The organism is Bacillota bacterium, from assembly GCA_023511455.1.
Lineage (GTDB): Bacteria > Armatimonadota > HRBIN16 > HRBIN16 > HRBIN16 > HRBIN16.
Window position 1 is genome coordinate 48,259 of the sequence record JAIMBJ010000008.1, and the last position, 20,126, is coordinate 68,384.

Below are 20,126 nucleotides of genomic sequence, written 5' to 3' on the forward strand. Positions count from 1 at the left end.
TTCCCTTTGAGAAGACGAGGCTGCAGGTTCAATCCATGCTGCAGGAACTGAGGTAGCCACAGGCTGGGCAGACCTGTTTGCATCCGTGCAGTGGTTTCATCGTATAACCACACACCGGGCAGGCAAGGTGCGAGGGAATAGACGGTGTCGCTGAGGGCGAGGGAAGCGGTTCGTGCGGGCGGGGTTGCAGCTCGGGTGTGGCGATCTCCGGCGGACGGGCAACCAGCGGATACACCCGCGCCCGGTACCCCTCCACGATAATCAAGCTGGTCATCACCTTTGCGTCGGGCAGTTTCCGCAGCAGTTCCGTCATGATTTTCATCTGACTTTGCGGGCGGGGGTCGCCAGCCAGCAGCAGGATGGCTCCCGGACGCCAGCCGCTTTGACGCGAAATCAGTCGGACAAACGCTGGCGACGCGCTTACCAGCACCCGACCCTCTCGCCAGGCGGTCTGCACGAGGGCTTCGTCGGATGCACTGTGCAGGATGGGGTCGCCGCGTACCTCGCGCACGTCGTGTCCCATTTTGCGCAGGTGTGCCGCGACCTGTGCGCTTATCTGGCTATCCAGCAGCAGCTTCATCTTCTTGCTCCAGTTTCTCTGCCGCCACAAGCAGCGCCAGTCGCAGGTCTTCTTCGCTCAGCTGAGGATAGGCACGCAGAATCTCCCAGTGGCTCATGCCTGCCGCGAAGCAGCGCAGGATGAACGAAACAGGCATCCGCTCTTCGGGAATGCTGAGTGCCCCCCCGCAAATACCGGGCTCCTTACGCACACGGTTCCGGGCGTACAGACTCATTGTTTGCTCCAGAATGATGTGGTAATCACCCTGCGTTACTATTTTACCACTTCGAGTGACGGAGAAGAAGGCGGGTTGTGGCGCAGGCATCGAAAATGCTTCACCGATAATCATCGAGCAGATTGTCAGGGGCATACTGTTCCCCAGACTCCCGAACCACGAAAACATTGCTTGCTTGCAGTTCAGGTGCCCCGAAAGCTTTTTGAAGCACACGGTCTAGCAAGCTTTCGACACTACCGGCAACTGATTGGTGAGGAATGCCCAGCTTGCGCAGGATATTCGCGAATTGAGACAGGTCTTTTGCATCGCGCAGCTCCATCCACAAAATACCTCGTTGTTTCAACTGCTCCTTGTTCTTTTCCGACAGTTTGTCCGCGATAAAAATGTTGGCGTCGCGGGCAAAAGCGGCATCAGCGCTTTCGGGATTTCCTTTGCCCATTAGCTTGACCTCGCAACGATAATACTTGCCGTCGCCACCTATCAAATAAAAGTCTACCTCTCTGTCATGCCCTTCCTGAGCCTTCAGCGCGTAGTGAGAGCGAGGCACCTCATGGAGGGCGCAAAGTGTCATCATGAGCGGCTTCTCTACCTGCTTGCCTGCGGTGCTCCAAACACTTCCTCGGATGGCTGCGCGCGCGACGGCAAGCGCGTTGATGACTATGAGACTTTCGTTAATGTCAAGGTCAATCGCCACGTTGTTAAATTTGATGGTAAGGGTGATGTTCACTTCTGTTTCGCTGGCGAGTTCGCGGATGGCTTGATAGAGTGTCGCGTAGTGTTCGGCGGCGGCTTGTATCACAATCTCTTTGCGGGTCGTGTTATACATGTTATTGATGGTTTTGATATTCAGCCCAGCATGACGGGCAATCTGCTCCTTCGGGAGTTCTGTTGCCAGCATTTCGTGCTGGTACCAGTCAACGGTAATCTGCTGCTGGCGCATCTTCGATTCAGCCACGCGCTTGAAAAAGTCGATAGCATACTCCAAGAATTGAGCGTCGATGAGTGCGACCACTTCTGACCGATAATCCTGCCCCAGAATGAGTTTGTACACGATGCTGCGGATGAGTGAGGAGGACGCCGTCATCGGTGTTGCCCCTGATGCTGCTCGCTGAGGCGGGCAAACTCGTCGAGTGACAACGCGCGCATAGCCTTGTCGCCAAAAAGGCTCCCTTCGCTCAGCAACTGCTTTGCGTAGGCGGCATACTGGGGGTCTTTCTCCGTCAGAAAGAAGTATCTGCCGAGTTGCAAAGCGGCAACGCCTACCGTCCCACGTCCGGCAAACGGATCAAAAATGAGGTCGCCGCGATATGAATAGAGCTCAATGACCCGGGCTGCCAGCTCCACCGGAAACACCGCCGGATGAACAGGGTCTGCGGATGGCGCTATCTTCCACAGGTTGGTCTTCTCATAGTCGCCACGCACTTTGCTGGCTTCCACCGTCTCCTCATCGTATTGGCGCATGTTCCAGTCGATCAGTTTGTGGGTATGCTTGCGGTATACAATAACATACTCCACCACGGAGTTCGCTTTATACCCCAACGGCTTGCGATGCTGGTAGAAGCCACCATTACGGTTTTTGGCGCTGGGTTCCGGTTTTACCCAGATAATATCGTCGATGAAATCGAAACCAATCCTGGTGATGAGGGGATGAATGTCAAAGGGTATCAGGTAACGGGTACTGGAGTGCTGTCGGCTCATACGCGGTACCAGCACCGGAGAAGTATTCAACACAAAGAATCTCCCTTCTTTGGTGATGCGGTGTACCTCGGTGAAAACACGCACTAAGAACTGCAAATACTCTTCGTAGCTCTGGTAAATAGTATAATCGCGGGCATTGTAGTAAGGAGGCGACGTAAAAGTCAAATGTACTGACTCATCCGGCACATAACGCAGGGCCTCCAGCACATCTGCGTTGACCAGCACATTGTGCAGCCACTCCGGACTTCGTGTATGTTCCCGGCTGTCTTTGCGCACACTTTCTGGATGCGCATCGAGCTCGGTGGCGACGGCTTTGCGGACCAGCTCACTGGGGTGGCGACGCAGTTTTTGCAGATGTTGAATGACCTCTGCGTTGTGTCGGAAACAAAGCAGCCCGCGCATCGCTTGTAGGACTACCTTGGGGTCTTCATCGCCCAAAAAGCGCAGAAGATGAGGGATGGCTTCCGGGCGGCGAAGCCTCCCGATAGCCGAAACGAACTCACGGCGAGCCAGTGTGTTCGGTTCCTTCTGGGCACACTGCGCGAGAAAAGGCAACAGAGAAAGATTCCGCAGCTTACCCAGATTCTTTGCTGCAGCAAGCCGTACCTTCGGATGCGAGTGCTGTGCCAGCTGCATCAGCGGTGCCGGGTCAGTATCTGGTGGTAGCCTCCCCAGCTTTTCCAGTCGTTCCAAAACGACCGTCCCATCGGCTTCGGCAGCGATGTCGAACAATGCGGAGTGCATAAAGGTAGTCACCTCTCTGATGGCTTCCCTGGTAACAATCTTCCTGAGTATAGTATACCTTGCTATGAAAAACCCTTAGCAGCCCTATCCTCCCTCGCCGCCTTTGCCCACGATGCCCCCTTCCGTCATGGGGCGCGGGTCCAGCAGGCGGTCCAGTTCTTCTGCACTCAGGTCGGTCATCTCCAGAGCCACCTCCTTCAGCGAACGCCCCTCCGCATACGCCCGTTTCGCAATTTGCGCCGCCCGGTCGTAACCGATGACGGGGTTCAGCGCGGTGACCAGAATGGGGTTCTTGCCCACCGCCTCGGCGATGCGCTCGCGGTTCACGATGAACCCCGCCACCGCCTTGTCCGCCAGCACCTGCGCGGCGTTGCCCAGAATGGTGATGGACTGCAACAGGTTGTGCGCAATCAGCGGCAGCATCACGTTCAGCTGGAAGTTGCCGTGCTGATTGCCCAGCGTCACCGCCAAATCGTTGCCCATCACCTGCGCACACACCATCATCACCGACTCACAGATGACGGGGTTCACCTTGCCGGGCATGATGCTGCTGCCGGGTTGCAAGGAAGGCAGCGCGATTTCACCCAGCCCCGCGATGGGACCGCTGTTCATCCAGCGCAAATCGTTGGCAATCTTCATCAGCGCGGTGGCGGTGGTCTTGAGGTGTGCGCTCAGTTCGGTGGCGGTATCCATCGCGGATTGCGCTGCGAAGTGGTTGTCGCTCTCCACGAAGGGGATGCCTGTGCGCTCCGCCAGCTTCTGCGCCACGCGCGAGGCGAACTCCGGATGAGCATTGATGCCCGTGCCTACCGCCGTGCCCCCCAGCGCAAGCTTTGCCAGACGCGGCAGGCAGATCTCGATGCGCTCGATACTCTGCGCCACCTGGTATGCCCATCCGCCGATTTCCTGCCCCATGCGCACCGGCATCGCGTCCATCAGGTGCGTCCTGCCTGTTTTCACCACGTCGTCCAGCTCCGCCGCCCGCTGCAGAAGCACCTCGTGCAGATGGCGCAGTGCAGGCAACAGCACCTCCTGAACTTCTAAGTGTGCACTGACGTGGATAGCGGTGGGGATGACGTCGTTCGAGGACTGCCCCATGTTCACATGGTCGTTGGGATGCACCAGTTTCGAGCCGATTGCCCCGCCCAGCAGCTGCGTGGCGCGGTTGGCAATGACCTCATTGGCGTTCATGTTGGTGGAGGTACCCGAACCGGTTTGAAAAATGTCTATCGGGAAGTGCGCGTCCCATTTGCCCTCTGCCACCTCCTCTGCCGCCTGTCGGATGGCTTGCGCCTTCTGCGCATCCAGCAATCCCAGCTCCTGATTCACCTCCGCCGCCGCACCCTTAATCAGTCCCAGCGCGCGGATAAACACTCGCGGGAAGCGGATGCCGCTGATGGGAAAGTTCTCGACCGCGCGTTGCGTCTGCGCGCCATACAGCGCATCGATGGGTACCTGCACCTCACCCAGCGAATCGCGTTCTATTCGGAACTGGCTCATATGCTCTTCTCCTCTCACTCACTATTTCGCGGGTAACCTGCGAGTTAGCAACCGAACGTCATTTCGCGTAAATGCTGACTCGTCCCTGCACCACCGAGCCTGCGGGCAGCTCGGGCACGGGTATCTCCACGAAGGAGGAGTTGTAAGGCAGATAGAGCTCCTGACCACTGAGAAACAGCGTATCCTCGAGCACGTAGCCGTTGATGACGTAAAGATAGATTCGGCAGTTCCGCGCGATCTGGTCTATCTCCAGCAGGATGGGATTGCTTTGGGACGTCCTGACTTGCCCGCTGCTGCACAGATACGAAGCAGTTGCCTGCAGTTGCATGGTTCGGTAGGGTTGTGGGTTCCACAGGCTGAAGTACACCGTCTGGATACTACCCGTCGGAAACGCCCCGCGCACGCCCTTAACGGCCAGTTTTACCGGAACCTCATTACCCGACACCGCCCACGCCCGCAGCAGGGCATCGGCATAAACAGGCAACGCCAACCACACGAGCAGCATCGCGCCACTGAGCCGGTGCATAATCTCCTTTCGCATGTACTCCCTCCAGGTCGGTGTGGTAGACCGCGACCGCAAAAACAATGAAGCAACAAACGGATTCTATCACAACACCAGCGGTTTTGGGAAGAGGCTGGCTCCAAAGAGCTGCGGCAGGAATGCGCCGGTCTGTTTCCGAATGTTTGCATCGACGGACAGGGGTGTGGAAAAGGATTCTGACCTGACCCCCAGCCCCCTTCCCTGCGAGGGAAGGGGGAAAACAATACTCCCCTCTCCCGCAGCGTCGGGAGAGGGGCTGGGGGTGAGGGCATACAAACTCCCAACATGAAAGGAGGAGACGTTGTTCCTGCACAGTATCGCCAGTCGAATCGCTGCCCGACGAGCCAGAGAAGCAATAGTTGAAGCCGAAGTCCCCGCGCCCCGCGTGGTCACACTGCGGGCGGTACTGCTGGGGTTGCCCCTCATTGCCATCAACTGCTTCTGGATTACGGTGGTGGAGGTGCGCCTGTACACACTGGACGGTACCTCCCTGCCGCTGTTCATTACACCCATCTTCATGCTATTCGTGCTGATTATCCTGAACCTGTTCTGGCGGTGGTTCAGCCCGCGTTCTGCCCTCACACCGGGCGAGCTGCTGACGATATACGTCATGCTGGTCATCTCCTCGACGCTGGCAGCGCACGATATGCTGCAGAACATGTTTGGTGTGCTGGGACATCCCGTGCAGTTTGCCACCCCAGAGAACAACTGGAAGGCATTGTGGTTCGAGTATGTGCCCTGGCGGCTGTTCGTGCGGGACGAAGACGTGTTGAAGGATTTCTATCAGGGCAACGTCTCACCCTATCGCTGGCATCGCATCCAGCCTTTTCTGGAGCCGCTACTGCTGTGGGCGGTGCTGATTCTCGCCCTGATTGGCGTCATGCTGGGGGTCAACATCCTGCTGCGCCGCTCGTGGACGGAGCATGAGCGACTGGTTTTCCCCATCGTGCAGCTGCCGATGGCGATGACGGGACATATCGGCGGCGTGCCCTTCTTCCGTCAGAAGCCCATGTGGGCGGGCTTCGCACTGGCGATGGCGATTAGCGGATTGAACGGCATCCACTGGCTGTATCCGTCTGTGCCCTACATCCAGTACATCAAGCTCTACGACCTGCGCCAGCACATCACCACCCGCCCGTGGGACGCAGTGGGATGGACACCCATCAGCATGTATCCCTTTGGCATCGGGCTGGCGTTCTTCACGCCGCTGGATTTGCAGTTCTCCTGCTGGTTCTTCTACGTGGCGCGCAAGCTGTTTCAGGTGGTGGGCGCGGTGTTCGGCTGGGATGCCCCCACCAACGTGGGCTTCCCCTTCTTTCCCGAGCAGGCGGCGGGCGCGTGGACTGCGTTGGGCATCGTGGTTATCTATGGGGCGAGACGCTATTTCGTCAACGCCTGGCGACAGGCGTGGGCAGAAAACCCTGACGACCCCGAAGAGAGCCGGCGCTTCCGCTGGGCGTTTGGGCTGATTGTGGTCTGCCTGCTGGTGATTATCGTCTTCGCGCAGCAGCTGGGGCTGTCGCTGTGGGTGGGGGTAACCTTCTTTGCCATCTACTTCCTGCTTGCCATCACCATCACCCGCGTGCGCGCGGAGCTGGGCACGCCCCACGAGATTTACTTCGTCAACCCCAACCGCATGATGACCGCGCTGTTCGGCACCCAAAGCATCGGCGCACGCGACCTGACGCTGATTCAAACCCTGTACTGGTTCAACCGCGGATACCGATCACACCCGATGCCCAACCAGCTGGAAGCGATGAAGATGTTCGAACACTATCCGAAATCACTGAACAAGCTCATCTGGGTCATCGTGATTGCCACGCTGTTTGGCTTTGTCGCCACCTGCTGGGCGAATCTGCACGTCACCTACCGCGCGGGGGCAGATGCAAAGGCAGTGGGATTCAAGGACTGGCTGGGCTGGGAGTCTTTCGGCTGGCTGACGAACTGGATGAATGTGCCCGTGGAACGCGAGACCACCCGCATTGGCTATATGGCGGGCGGGTTTTTCCTGGTGGTGTTCCTGCGGCTGATGCGCAACCTGTTCCTGTGGTGGCCGTTGCATCCCGCAGGCTACGCGCTGGCGGTCTCTTATGCGATGGATTACTTCTGGTTCAACTTCTTCATCGCGTGGGTCATCAAGGGGCTGTTGATTCGCTACGGGGGGATGCGCGCGCATAACATCGCCGTGCCCTTCTTCCTCGGCTTGATTCTGGGCGACTACACGATGGGCAGCCTCTGGAGCATTCTCGGCGCAGCGATGGACGTGCAGACGTATAAGATATACATCTAGCACAGCAGGGAAGGAGAACAAAATGTTCCGGATTGCGGCTATCGACATCGGCACCAACTCCATCCTGCTGACGGTTGCGGAGATACAGGAAGACGAGATACGCACCCTCTGTGAACGCAGCCGCATCACCCGATTGGGAGAAGGTTTGAACGCCACCGGCAAACTGAGCGACGAACCCATGCAGCGCTCACTGCACGCCCTGCGCGACCTGCTTGAAGAAACCCGACAGCACCAGGCGGACACGGTGGTCGCTGTGGGCACAGAGGTGCTGCGCAAGGCGCAAAACGCCGAGCAGTTCCTGGCGGCGTGCCAGCAGATGGGGTTGTCTGTAGAAGTCATCTCCGGCGAGCGGGAGGCGTATTTGAGCTATCTGAGCGTCGCGGCGGACCCGGTGTTCGCCTCCAGGTCGCAGTGTCTGACCATGCTGGACGTGGGCGGAGGTAGCACGGAAATCAGTCGGGGTTGCTCCGGGGCGTTGCACCATAGCCGCAGTTATCCCATCGGCGCGGTGCGCCTGACCGAGGCTTATCTGCATTCCGACCCGCCCAGCGCGGAACAGATTCGCGCCCTGCAGGAGGCGGTAGCCCAGCATCTCCAGCAAGAAAGCCGCCTTGCGGAAGAGGAGTACCTTGTCGGTGTGGGAGGGACGTTTGTCAACCTTGCCTCGCTCCATGCCGGCTACACGGAATACCGCCCCGAGCAGGTTCATGGAGCCACCCTCACGCAGGCGCAGATGCAGTCGCTGGCGGAAAGGCTGTGCGCCCTGCCTCTAGCTCAGCGTCGGCAGTTGCCCGGCATCGAGGTGGAACGCGCTCCCGTGCTGCACGCAGGCGCGTGGATCGCCGCGACCGCCATGCAGTGCCTGCACGCCCAGACGATTGCGGTTAGCATGAGAGGGATTCGCTGGGGAATTATTTACGAGTATGCCCATGCGCATCGCCATTGACGCCCGATGCTTAACCGGAGCCTACACCGGTGACCGCACCTACTGGCTAGGACTGGTGCGCGGGCTGTGCGCCCTGCAGCACGAACATCAGATGCTGTTGTACACACACGCGCCGATTACCGACCCCTTCCTGCCCACCGATGAACGCCTGAAGCAACGGGTGATCCCTTCTGGAAACCTGCGCTGGTGGAGCTGGAAGCAGTTCCCCGACGCGGCGAACGCCGACGGTGCAGATGTGGCACACGTGCAGTACACGGTACCTGCCCGCCTGAGAATGCCCGTAGTGACCACGGTGCACGACATCTCCTTCCGCCTGATGCCCCACTGCTTCCCGCTGAAGCACCGGTTGCTGTTGAACCTGACCGTGCCTCCATCGATGCGCCGCGCCGCACGGGTGATTACCGTTTCCGAAAGCAGTCGGCAGGACATCCTGCGCGTGTATCGCCTGCCCGCCGAGAGGGTGATAGCCATTCCCAACGCGGCAGACGAGCGGATGCGCCCCGTAGAACGCGCCGTTGCCACACAAATCCTTCAGGAAAACTACGGTCTGCAAACGCCATTCGTGCTGATGGTGGGCGTCCTGCAGCCGCGCAAGAATCTGCCGCTGGCGGTACAGGCTTTTGCGCAGGCGGTACTGCCGGGCAAACTGCCGCACCGCCTGGTGATTGTGGGCAAGCCGGGCTGGGGCATGAAGGAATTGCAGAAAGCCATCATCCGCTGGCAGGTGCAGGATAGAACTGTCCTCACCGGCTACGTGCCCGACGAGCATCTTCCCTGTTTTTACTCCGCCGCCGACGCGCTGATGTACCCCAGCCTGTACGAAGGGTTCGGTTTACCGCCTCTGGAGGCGATGCAGTGCGGATGCCCCGTGCTGGCGGGCGATATTCCCGTGATGCACGAAGTGGTCGGGGAGGCAGGTATGCTCCTTTCGGCTCATGACCCGGTGGTATGGGCACAGGCTTTACATACACTGCTGACCAACGAGTGGGTACGCCAGCAGATGCGCGAGCGCGGTTTTCGGCAAGCCTCCCTCTTCTCATGGCGCGAGTCCGCCAGGCGCACGCTGGAGGTCTACGAGGCGGTTTGCCCGACCAGGTAGCACCCCGCCCACCGGAGGGCGAGGCTCCCGCCGAGCCCTTACACGCAGGCTACAGATGGAACTACAGACGGAACCCGCTAATGTCCACGTAGCCACACCCTTCAGGGCGCGTTCCAAAATGCGCAGGCGAAAGCCTGCGGTTGCATGAGGCTACGTGAGGTTTTACGCTCTTCAGCCGGCGCACCGTATACGGGAAAACCGCCGCCCTTGTGGCATTCTCCTTCAATCCAGCAGTTCATACCGCGTGTTGCGGCGGCGGGGTTCATAACCGGCGTCGCGGATGAGACGCTCCATCTCGGTGGCGGTGGGGATGAACTTGCTTCCCGCTGCCGATACCACGTTCTCCTCGATCATCGTGGAGCCGAGGTCGTTGATGCCGTAGCCCAGCGCAATCTGCGTAATCTTTGGTCCCTGCGTCAGGATCGATGCCTGCAGGTTCGGCACATTATGCAGCAGCAGGCGAGCGATGGCTACTGTACGCAGGTAGTCATATCCCGTTGCCTTGCTCAGGTGAGACAGCTCGGTCTCCTCCGGCTGGAAGTTCCATGCAATGAAGGCGCGGAATCCGCCGGTCTGTTCCTGCAGTTCGCGGATACGCAGTAAGTGCTCCACGCGGTCCTCTATCGTTTCCACATGCCCGAACATCATGGTGGCGGTGCTGTAGATGCCCATTTCGTGAGCCACGCGCATACAGTGCAGCCACTCGTCGACCGTGTGCTTGTAGGGCGCGATTTGCTTCCGCACACGGTCCACCAGTATCTCGCCGCCACCGCCCGGGATAGACTGCAAGCCCGCTTCACGTAGTCGGCGTAGCGTCTGAGCGATGCTCAGGCGAGAGATATGGGCGATGTAGATAATCTCCGTCGGGGAGAGCGCGTGGATAATGACCTGCGGAAACCGCTCGCGGATAGAGGAGAAGAGGTTTTCGTAATAGTCTATCTTCAAGCGGGGATTCAGACCGCCCTGTATCAGCACCTCCACCCCGCCTTTGTCCACCAGCTCCTGAATCTTATCGAAAATCTCCTGCATGGAGAGCGTGTATCCTTCCGCGCTGCCCGGCACGCGATAGAAGGAACAGAACTTGCACCGTACCCAGCATACGTTGGTATAGTTGATGATACGCCCGACAACGTAGGTCACAATGCGGTTGGGATGTATGCGCTCCCGCACGGCATTGGCGAGCGCGGCAATCTCGGGCAGGCGGGGGTAGCGGAACAGCCACACGCCTTCCTCGAAAGTCAGCGGTTCGCCAGAGTACACTTTATCAGCGAGATGTTCTATGGTCATGGTCGAGTGGTCGGCTAAAGCACGACTCATTGTGCTACCTCGTTCAAATCGTTTACATCCCATTATACCCTGCGGTGTCACAGAGAAGAATAAAACGCGCCGCGCACGCGCAAAACGGGGGCAGGGAAACGCCGGATGAATGTGGGAATATGCCTGTGCATCTGTGACTCTTTTTCTTGGGGTACGTGACTATGCCGGGGGAAACCTTCTTAAGGACAATCTACTGCTGCCGAAGCGCAGGCCAAAAAGTCTGGCGCGCTGTGGGTGTGCTTCTCTGGATGTTGGCGATGTGCATTGCGCCGACTGCTACCAGTTGGGGACAGCAGGAAGCATCGGTACAGGAGCTGCAAGCGGAGATCGCCCGCCTGCGTGAGCGGGTGGCGGAACTGGAATCACTGAAGGCGCAGCTGGACAGGCTGGAACAGCAACTGCAAAAGGCGCAGGAGACCCGGCTGCCTCCGGCGACGGCAGCGCACCGGGAGACGAAAATCGCGGTCGATGGACGGTTCTTTGTGGGGGTCTTTGGCACACAGCCGGACGGCTGTTTCCCCAATCGCACTCTGGATATCCCTGACAGTAAGGTTCGGTTTACCTTCCAGCCCTCGCCGCACGTGGTTCTGGTCAATCGCTTCAGTGCAAGCCGCACCGGCGCCAGCAGCATGGACTATCTTTACATCGACCTGATAGACTGGGGAGGCATCTGGCGCGGGCACACCCTGCGCATCGGCAAACACAAGCTCGATATCGGTCAGGAGACATGGACAGACAATCCCATAGAGAACGTGGTGATTACCAACGCGGTATCTCATATCTCCGGGCTGGACGAGGGCTTGAATCTGCGAGGACCGCTCGGGGCAGGCTCGCGCCCGTGGAGCTACTCCATCGAACTGGTGAACGGCAGTCACGGCTTTGCACCTGCCTCGTCACAGTGGGCGTGGGGCGTGAAGGTCGGCGGGCCGGTTGCGGATAAGGTTCATCTGTCCGCCACTTACATGCGCACCGGCAATCTCGTCAGGCGGGACGGCACACTGGACAAGCCCGACCTGAACATCGCCGAGGTCTTTGACCCACCCGCTGGCGCAACCGGCTGGCGTCGCAGTTTCTGGGAGGTAGACCTGCGCTACGGCTACGGCAAAGAGGGTGTCAAGCCTGTCGTCGGCAGCGAGGCGGACACTCCCTGGCAACTGGCGCTGGCATACGGTCGGTTCCGGGACGATGCTGAGGGAGCGCCCGACCGCAAGGGCAGCTTCGGGTTTGTGGAGACGCTGTTTAACCTGACGCCGCGGGTGTATCTGGCATTGCGCTTCAGCCAGATTGCGCTGGAGGACGGTGCTACTGCCAAACTGGGAGGAAGCCCTGTAGAGGTCAACGAGTACCGCAGATACTCGCTCGGTCTGGGCTATCGGCTGTCGCGCCTGACACATTTCAAAACGGAGTACACGCTCAATGAAACGCGCGGAGGCGCAACCAGACCCGACCTGAACCAGTTCGCTATCGGTATTGGTACGCGATTTTAGACATGCGCCCCTCTCCCCCTGCGCGCCGGAGAGGGGCTCCGGTTCAGTACGCCCGTGCGAAGATGACCTGCTGGGTGGTCTCTTTGCCCGTCAGGATGCACCTGCCCGCCTTTTCGGGCTGCTGGAAGGGGATGACGCGGATGGTCGCGCGGGTCTCCGCCTGCACGCGGTCTTCATCTTCGCGGCTGCCTGCCCAGTATGCCCGTGCGAAGCCGGTCTCTATAGCCTCCTTCAGCTCTTCGAAACTGGTGACCTCCACCGTGTGGTCTTCGCGGAAGCGCAGGGCACGGTCGTACAGTCTCTGGTGAATGGTGTCGAGCAGCTGGCTGACCTGCTCCGGCAGTCCCTCCTGCGGCACGAAGGTTTTGCCCTCTCGTCCCGGCATGTCACGCCGTGCCAGCGCGACGGTACCCTGCTGCACATCGCGCGGACCGACCTCCACACGCACGGGCACGCCACGCACCTCCCACTCGTTGAACTTGAAACCCGGTGTGACCTCGTCGCGGTCGTCCAGCTTGACGCGGAATCGCTCTGCCAGCTGCTCCTTCAGGCGATGCGAGCATTCCAGCACGGCCGACCGCTCGGCATCGCTCTTGTAGATGGGCACGATGACCACCTGCACCGGGGCAAGCTTCGGCGGCAGCACCAGCCCTTCGTCGTCGGAGTGCGCCATGATGAGCGCGCCGATCAACCGCGTCGACACTCCCCATGAGGTGGTCCACACATACTCCTGGCGGTTGTCCGGCGTCTGGTACATAATCTCGAACGCGCGGGCGAAGTTCTGCCCCAGGTTGTGCGAGGTTCCCGCTTGCAGGGCACGTCCGTCCTGCATCATCGCCTCGATGGCATAGGTGCGCAGTGCGCCTGCGAACTTCTCCTTCTCCGTTTTGCGCCCACGCAGCACGGGCAGAGCCATCACCTTCTCGGCGAAGTCGGCGTACACCTCATGCAGGATGCGCAGGGTTTCCTCTTCTGCCTCCTGTTCTGTGGCGTGCGCCGTGTGTCCCTCCTGCCAGAGGAACTCCAGCGTCCGCAGGAAGGGGCGCGTGCGCATCTCCCAGCGAACCACGTTTGCCCACTGGTTAATCAGCAGGGGCAGGTCGCGCCACGACTTAATCCACTTGGCGAAGCTGTGCCCGATAATCGCCTCTGAGGTCGGGCGCACTACCAGCGGCTCGGCGAGCGGCTCTCCGCCGCCGTGTGTCACCACAGCCACCTCGGGGGCGAAGCCCTCCACGTGCTCTGCCTCTTTCTGCAGGAAGCTCATGGGGATGAACAGCGGAAAATAGGCGTTGACGTGCCCTGTCGCCTTGATGCGCTGGTCCACCTCGCGCTGAATCAGCTCCCATATCGCGTAGCCATGCGGGCGAATCACCATACAGCCACGCACGGCAGAATAGTCCGCCAGCTCCGCCTTCTCCACAATGTCCAGATACCATTGCGAGTAGTCCTGTGAGCGGGGCGTAATGCCTTCTTTGGGCATGCTGTTCCTCCTTCCAGTATTCGCACGGGAATATTTTACACGCACGCGGGGCGTCTGGCAACGCGGCATTGAGAGAAGAGAAGGATTCCCGCGCCCGCCGATATAACCTAACCAAGCTATGGCGGTGATAGAACAACGTGCGAAACCTCTGGTGGAAGACGCGCCTGCGGCGATTACCTTCACGCCTCGCTTGCGTTTTGTGCGGGCGCTGCTGGTCAGTTTGATTCTCCTGCCCTTCAACGCCTACTGGGCGGCGGATGTGCTGGTGGACGTGATATTCTCCCTGCTGGTGCCTCCGATGTGTTCGCTGATGGTGCTGGCGTTCATCAACGTCTTCCTGCGACAGTTTGCCAGGCGATGGGCATTCAGCAGCGGGGAACTGGTGCTGGTCTACGCCTTCCTGTCGGTTGCCACCGCTATCTGTGCCGAGTGGATGGGCATTAACTTCCCCTATATCTACTCGTATGCCATGTTCGCTGAAGCCAACCCCTGGAACACGGAGAACATCCTGCCACGCCTGCCCGAGTGGTTCTACTTCAAAGACGCCACCCTCCTGCAGGACTTTCGTCGTGGGGGATTCGATCTGGCGTATGCACTGTCCCGCGTGCCTCTCTTCCTGAAGCCCATCCTCGCGTGGACTGCGCTGTTTGGACTGGTATGCACCGCCATGCTGTGCATCAACACGCTGATGCGTGACCAGTGGAGCCGACGCGAGAAGCTGGCGTTTCCGATTATTCAGGTGCCCATGTTGCTGACCCGCCCCGACGCCCCCGCATGGAAAAGCCGCTACCTGTGGGGCGCGTTTGCGGTGATGTTCGCTATCGATATGCTCAACGGCATCAGCTTCCTGTATCCTTCCGTGCCGATGATTAAGGTACGCTTCCTCGCTAACCTGAACGAGTGGCTGCCCGACCCGCCGTGGAACGCCATCGGCTGGACGCCGATAGGTATCTTCCCCTACATGAGCGCGATTGCGGTGTTTATGCCCAACGACCTGTTGTTCAGCTGCATCTTTTTCTTCTTCGTGCGCAAGGCAGTGCAGATTATCATGGCGATGTATGGGTATGAGCAGGGGGTGTTCGGGGGAGGCTGGCTGGTGCCCAGCCCACCCTACTTCAGCGAGCAGACATGGGGCGCTTTTCTGGGGTTGTTCGTGGGGGCTGTTATGGCGTCCCGCCCGTACCTGCGCGAGCTGTGGCAACACATCAAGCACAACACCGCACCCACCCCTCACGAAATCCGTCCCCGTTACGCCCTGCTGGGCTTAATCCTGTCGCTGGCGGGGCTGGCAACCATTGGCTTGTACAGCGGGCTGTCACCGTGGCTGGTGCTGGTGTATGTGGGAGTGTTTCTGGTGTTCAGCACTGCGCTGACCCGCATGAGAGCGCAGCTGGGGCCACCTTCGCATGAGATGGCGTTCATGGGACCCCATCAGCTGGTGCTGGCAACGGGAGCGCAGCAAACGCTGTCGCAGGCGGACACCATCCGAATCTATCACCTGTTCTTTATCTTCAACCGTATCCACCGTTCTCATCCCATGCCCTACCAGCTGGAGGCGTACAAAATGGGCGAAAGCGTGGGAGTTTCCGCCCGTTCCCTGTTCTGGACGATGCTGATTGCCATCTTTGTCGGTGTGGCGGTAGGGTTGGTGGCGCAAATCTATCGGGGATATGTGCGGGGCGCGCAGGCGGCATGGGGCGAAATCGGATATGCCTCGCGCCAGATTATCGAGCAACCCAACCCGGTAAACGTCACAGCCATTCTGGCGGTGGTCTCCGGCTTCGCCATCGTGATGTTGCTGGATACCATTCGGTTTCAGGTTCCGGGCTTCCCACTCCATCCCGTTGGCTACGCGCTGTCGATGAACTTTGGGGTAGACTATTTCTGGTTTGGGTTGATTGTGGTGCTGGTGATAAAGAGCTTCATCCAGCGCTATTACGGCTTGAAGGGTTACGACAAATTGCGCATGGTGGCGATTGGCATCATTCTGGCGGAGTTTACCGCCGAACTGATATGGTCAACCATCACCATGACCACGCAAATCGCGACCTATACCATCTCGATTAACGGTCGTTTGCACTGGCAACAGTAGGACGGAGGCGGAGGATGTTCGAGTTGCAACGCACGGGCATCGAGGGGCTGGACAGGCTGATTGGGGGCATTCCGCGCGGCAGCCGCAACCTGATTTACGGTCCACCAGGCACTGGCAAGACGGTGTTTGCCATGCAGTTCCTGTGGACAGGCTTGCAGGAAGGGGAAACCGTCTCCTACGACGTGTTTGACCGCCCCTGGACGCACATGCGTCGCTACTTCGCATCGTTCGGCTGGGACATCACGCCCTACGAGCAACAGGGTAAGTTCATTCCTATTCAGGCGTTTCCCCATCCCAAAGAGTATCCGAAAGACCCACTGGTGCGCTACTTCTCGCTGGCGGACTTCAACACCATGCAGGAGATAGACTTAGACCTGTCGCGGAGGGGCGTCACGCGCTTCGTGGCGGGCGATAACTTCGAGCATATCTTCACCAGCCTGAGTGAAGAGCAGTGGATGCTGGTGGAACACTGGACAATCAACTGGTGCCATTACGACGGCATGACCAACATGGACATCATGACCGAGGTGAGCGAGCGCGACCCGGTGACCAACCGCCTGATGGACTTTACCTTCTCGCTGGCGCACAACATCTTCCGCTTCCGCGTGCGCGAAGCAGGTGGGACAATGCGCCGGGAGCTGCGAATCGAGAAGATGGAAGGTGTCGCGCATCCGCTGGAGTGGTTGCCCTTTGAGATTACGCCGCAAGGCATCGTGATGGTGGAGTAATCAAATGGCAGTCGAAGTGCGCATGATACCCGTTTCGCAAATCGTGGAGGACCCCGATCAGCCCCGTCGGGAGATGGATCCCGAGAGCCTGCAGGGGCTGGCAGACAGCCTTCGGCAGCACGGCATGTTACAACCGATTGTGGTGAAGCCTTTGCACCACGTGAACATGTACCAAATTGTCATCGGCGAGCGTCGCTGGCGGGCGGCGCAGATGGCGGGACTGTATGAAATCCCCTGCATCGTACGCGAGGTGGACCCCGAGGAGGCACTCACCGACCAGCTGATTGAGAACCTGCAGCGCGAAGACCTGCGTCCTATCGACCGCGCCCGCGCCCTGCAGGCAGCAAAGACACGTCTGGGGCTTTCCAATCGCGACTTAGCCAGCCGACTGGGCATCAGCGAGCGCATGGTGGGCTACATGCTGGAGCTGCTGGAGCTGCCCGAGGCGATTGCCGAGCAGGTGGTCTCCCGTCCAAACCGACCCGCCGAGGGCGCGATTACCGAGAAACACGCCCGCTTCCTGAAACAGCTGAACGAGATGCCGGAACTGCAGGCGCAGGTCGCAGAGAAAATCAAGAGCGACCGTTTAAGCACCGACGAGACCGCCAAACTGGTGAAGGCGCTGCGCATGTCGCCAGAGCGTGCCGAGGAGCTTCTGCGGGGTTCTGCGCCCGACTGGGCGGAGTGGACCACTCCCGAATTGCCTCCACTGCCTGAAGAGGACACCCACGCCGCAGTCTCACCCACAGTGACAGCCTCGTCATCTGCGGCTTCCGCAGCGGCGATCACGGCTTCATCGCGACCCGCCGACGTGGTGCGCCAGGCTATCGAGCTGCTGGGTGATCTGGAACCCTCTGCAATGAGCCCCGAACAACGCGTCGAGACTGTGGAGGTGCTGCGTTCCCTGCTGATTGTGGCGGAGACGCTCATCGACCAGCTGATGGAGCAGTAGGGCGGTACAAAAAAGCGGGGTAGCAGTGAAAGGAGAGCAAAGCCTGCTACCCCGAGGAAGGAAGGTGAACTCGGTTCGCTACTACGATTATCGGCTGCGAACTCGAGTTTCTTTAGTATTATTATACGCGAATTCTACCAGAAAATACCTCTTTTTTTGCTCTTTTTTGGTAGTTTTTGATTCAGAACAGGTACAATACCTTGCGGTAACTTGGTAGCAGTATACCATGGGAATACTTGTTTTGTCGGAAATGCCAATACCGCTTTTTGTGCGGTATTAATTTGACAGAAGAACGGTGAATCATGCCCTCGTGGGCAGCGAGGCTCCTGCCGGTTCGCAAAACTCCTCCCCTCGGGGGGAGGTTGGGTGGGGGAGGTTCACCCGGAGGTTCACCCTCCACATGGCTTGTCCGGCACAACCTGCAACCGGTTCACGGAGTACGCGAAGATGTTCCAATTTGATGCCATACCCAATGAGCGTGGGGTATATCAACTGGTGCTGTTTCTGCCGGAAGACATCACCCTGCGAGTGGGTGCGCTGGGGGTCTTTCGATTTCCCGCAGGCAGATATGTATACACGGGCAGTGCGCTGGGAGGCTTGCGGAGGCGCCTCGCCCGCCACCTGCGCACACAGAAACGCCTGCGCTGGCATATCGACTACCTGATGCGACATGCTGTGGTCGAAGACGTTCGCCTCTTTCTTGGCGGTGGGCGAAGCGAGTGTGCCCTCAATCGGCAAACTCTCGCCCTGCCTGCTGCCCGGGTGATAGCGCGTGGCTTCGGCTCGAGCGAATGTCATTGCCCGACGCATCTGGTGTATCTGGGGCAGGATGGCTGCCTGCCCGCGCCTAACGAGTAAGCTCGATAGATACCCTTCCGGAGGTGTGAACAGTGGTGGGTTTACCCGTGTTTTGCACAGCACTGATAGCCTGTTTGCCCGTAGCCGCTAACCTGGCAGACCAGCCCCTTTGTCAGGTATGGGTGGCGTCCGCCATGCAGAAGGTCTTTCAGGACGAGGCCCCTCCTGGTTCTGCCGAAAAGGTTTTGCGTCTGTCCGCCGCGCGGGGCGAACGAGAGGCAGCGCAAATCGTACTGCGCCCCTCACACAAGGCACAGCTGGTCAATGTCAAAGTGAGCGACCTTCAAGCCGGTAGAGGTGTTCGTCTGGGGGCAGAGGCGATAGCTATCTACCGGGTGGCGTACATCCATCTACCCGCACACGGTCGCAAATACCCGGACCCTCTACCACCCTTGCGATTGCCCGTGGATCTGGAACCGAATCAGAACCAGCCTCTGTGGGTAAGCATTGAGGTGCCCCGTGACGCCCGTCCCGGGCAGTATCGCGGTGAGATAGAACTGGAAATGACCGGAGGCGAACGACACCTCATACCGATACAACTGCGGGTGTGGAGCTTTGAAATCCCGCTGAAGCCGTCGATGCGTACCGCTTTCGGGCTGTGGGGCGATGGTATTGCCCGTCACCATGGAGTGTCATCCCAGAGCGGTTCACACCGCAAGCTAATGCAGCGATACTGGGAACTGCTGGTGTCGCGCCGAATCTCGCCCTTCTCGATACCGGTGGACATCTTCTCGCCGGAGGCGGGGAAATATCTGAGCGACCCGCGCCTGACCAGCTTCATCATCCCCTATAGCGACGACGAGGCGCAGCTGCGCCGAACCGTAGACCATCTGAGGCAGGGCGGTTGGCTGGAGAAGGGATACTTCTACGTGGTGGATGAGCCTGTCACCCGCGAACAGTATGACCGCCTTGTGGAGGTCTGTCAGCGCATTCAAAGGATAGACCCCTCTTTGAAAATCGTTTCGCCCTATTTTCGCAATCCCGACTTCGACCCCGAAAAGCGACCAGAGGTACTGCTGGACGGGCAGGTCAACATCTGGTGCCCTGTCACACCCTTCTTCCAGCCCGACCTGCTGCGGGAGCGTCAGCAACGGGGGGAGGAGGTGTGGTGGTATGTCTGCTGCGGACCGGGCAAACCCTATGCCAACTTCTTCGTGGATATGGATGGGATTGACCATCGCATCCTCTTCTGGCAGCAGAAGATGTTTGGGGTACAGGGATTGCTCTACTGGAACACCATCTGGTGGGACCCCAACAGCACGCAAGACCCCTGGGAAGACATTGCAACCGTCAAAAACATTAACCCGCAGGTGTATGGCGACGGCTCACTGGTGTACCCGGGCAAGCGGGCAGGTGTGTATGGTCCTGTGACCTCCATTCGTCTCGAGCTCATCTGCGATGGGACAGAGGACTATGAATATCTCACGCTCTATGAGAAGGAGTTCGGTGCCACCGCGACGCAGGAGGCGATTCGGGAGCTGACCCGCAGCCTCACAGAGTTTGAGAAGGACCCGAAGAGGCTCGAGGCAGTACGCGAGCGGATAGCACGCGCCCTTGACGCCAGGCACTCTCGCAGGTGATAATAAGGAACGAGACC

17 protein-coding genes are annotated in these 20,126 nt (G+C 59.3%); 9 read left to right on the forward strand and 8 right to left on the reverse strand.

Annotation, left to right across the window (positions count from 1 at the left end; genetic code table 11):
* Positions 1–28: 28 nt before the first annotated feature.
* The 6 genes from K6U75_06955 to K6U75_06980 form a co-directional block, all read right to left on the reverse strand.
* The gene (locus K6U75_06955; protein ID MCL6474774.1) at positions 29–580 is read right to left on the reverse strand and encodes a DUF5615 family PIN-like protein; all 552 of its coding nucleotides are present in this window, start codon (positions 578–580) and stop codon (positions 29–31) included.
* The gene (locus K6U75_06960; protein ID MCL6474775.1) at positions 561–929 is read right to left on the reverse strand and encodes a DUF433 domain-containing protein; all 369 of its coding nucleotides are present in this window, start codon (positions 927–929) and stop codon (positions 561–563) included. The genes K6U75_06955 and K6U75_06960 overlap by 20 nt, the downstream gene beginning before the upstream one ends.
* On the reverse strand, positions 895–1,878 hold the full coding sequence (locus tag K6U75_06965; protein ID MCL6474776.1) for a CfrBI family restriction endonuclease: 984 nt from the start codon (positions 1,876–1,878) through the stop codon (positions 895–897). Before K6U75_06965 ends, K6U75_06960 begins: the two co-directional genes overlap by 35 nt.
* The gene (locus tag K6U75_06970) at positions 1,875–3,236 is read right to left on the reverse strand and encodes a HEAT repeat domain-containing protein (GenBank protein ID MCL6474777.1); all 1,362 of its coding nucleotides are present in this window, start codon (positions 3,234–3,236) and stop codon (positions 1,875–1,877) included. The genes K6U75_06965 and K6U75_06970 overlap by 4 nt, the downstream gene beginning before the upstream one ends.
* Positions 3,237–3,320: 84 nt before the next feature.
* Positions 3,321–4,736: a class II fumarate hydratase gene (locus K6U75_06975; protein ID MCL6474778.1), complete on the reverse strand. Its 1,416-nt coding sequence runs from the start codon at positions 4,734–4,736 to the stop codon at positions 3,321–3,323.
* Between the two features lie 58 nt (positions 4,737–4,794).
* On the reverse strand, positions 4,795–5,277 hold the full coding sequence (locus K6U75_06980; GenBank protein MCL6474779.1) for a hypothetical protein: 483 nt from the start codon (positions 5,275–5,277) through the stop codon (positions 4,795–4,797).
* A gap of 301 nt (positions 5,278–5,578) precedes the next feature.
* Between K6U75_06980 and K6U75_06985 the strand changes: the two genes are divergently transcribed.
* The 3 genes from K6U75_06985 to K6U75_06995 are packed head-to-tail and all read left to right on the forward strand — an operon-like array spanning position 5,579 to position 9,612.
* On the forward strand, positions 5,579–7,567 hold the full coding sequence (locus tag K6U75_06985; protein ID MCL6474780.1) for a hypothetical protein: 1,989 nt from the start codon (positions 5,579–5,581) through the stop codon (positions 7,565–7,567).
* Between the two features lie 22 nt (positions 7,568–7,589).
* Complete coding sequence (locus K6U75_06990; protein MCL6474781.1) at positions 7,590–8,513, forward strand: Ppx/GppA family phosphatase; 924 nt, start codon at positions 7,590–7,592, stop codon at positions 8,511–8,513.
* Positions 8,497–9,612, forward strand: a complete 1,116-nt coding sequence (locus K6U75_06995; GenBank protein ID MCL6474782.1) for a glycosyltransferase family 4 protein — start codon at positions 8,497–8,499, stop codon at positions 9,610–9,612. The genes K6U75_06990 and K6U75_06995 overlap by 17 nt, the downstream gene beginning before the upstream one ends.
* A 222-nt stretch (positions 9,613–9,834) precedes the next feature.
* Here K6U75_06995 and mqnC read toward each other — a convergent pair whose 3' ends face one another.
* A complete protein-coding gene (mqnC, locus tag K6U75_07000; GenBank protein MCL6474783.1) occupies positions 9,835–10,899 on the reverse strand; it encodes a dehypoxanthine futalosine cyclase in 1,065 nt (354 codons plus the stop codon).
* A 287-nt stretch (positions 10,900–11,186) separates the two neighbouring features.
* On the opposite strand from mqnC, the gene K6U75_07005 reads away from it, so the two are divergent.
* Positions 11,187–12,416: a hypothetical protein gene (locus K6U75_07005; GenBank protein MCL6474784.1), complete on the forward strand. Its 1,230-nt coding sequence runs from the start codon at positions 11,187–11,189 to the stop codon at positions 12,414–12,416.
* A gap of 43 nt (positions 12,417–12,459) precedes the next feature.
* On the opposite strand, the gene proS is transcribed toward K6U75_07005, so the two are convergent.
* The gene (gene proS / locus K6U75_07010) at positions 12,460–13,899 is read right to left on the reverse strand and encodes a proline--tRNA ligase (GenBank protein ID MCL6474785.1); all 1,440 of its coding nucleotides are present in this window, start codon (positions 13,897–13,899) and stop codon (positions 12,460–12,462) included.
* Between the two features lie 124 nt (positions 13,900–14,023).
* On the opposite strand from proS, the gene K6U75_07015 reads away from it, so the two are divergent.
* From K6U75_07015 to K6U75_07035, 5 genes are all read left to right on the forward strand, one after another.
* The gene (locus K6U75_07015; protein MCL6474786.1) at positions 14,024–15,991 is read left to right on the forward strand and encodes a hypothetical protein; all 1,968 of its coding nucleotides are present in this window, start codon (positions 14,024–14,026) and stop codon (positions 15,989–15,991) included.
* A 14-nt stretch (positions 15,992–16,005) separates the two neighbouring features.
* A complete protein-coding gene (locus K6U75_07020; GenBank protein MCL6474787.1) occupies positions 16,006–16,719 on the forward strand; it encodes a hypothetical protein in 714 nt (237 codons plus the stop codon).
* Positions 16,720–16,723: 4 nt separating this feature from the next.
* A complete protein-coding gene (locus K6U75_07025; protein MCL6474788.1) occupies positions 16,724–17,671 on the forward strand; it encodes a ParB/RepB/Spo0J family partition protein in 948 nt (315 codons plus the stop codon).
* A gap of 447 nt (positions 17,672–18,118) precedes the next feature.
* On the forward strand, positions 18,119–18,529 hold the full coding sequence (locus K6U75_07030; GenBank protein MCL6474789.1) for a GIY-YIG nuclease family protein: 411 nt from the start codon (positions 18,119–18,121) through the stop codon (positions 18,527–18,529).
* A 47-nt stretch (positions 18,530–18,576) separates the two neighbouring features.
* Positions 18,577–20,109, forward strand: a complete 1,533-nt coding sequence (locus K6U75_07035) for a DUF4091 domain-containing protein (GenBank protein ID MCL6474790.1) — start codon at positions 18,577–18,579, stop codon at positions 20,107–20,109.
* Positions 20,110–20,126: the final 17 nt, after the last annotated feature.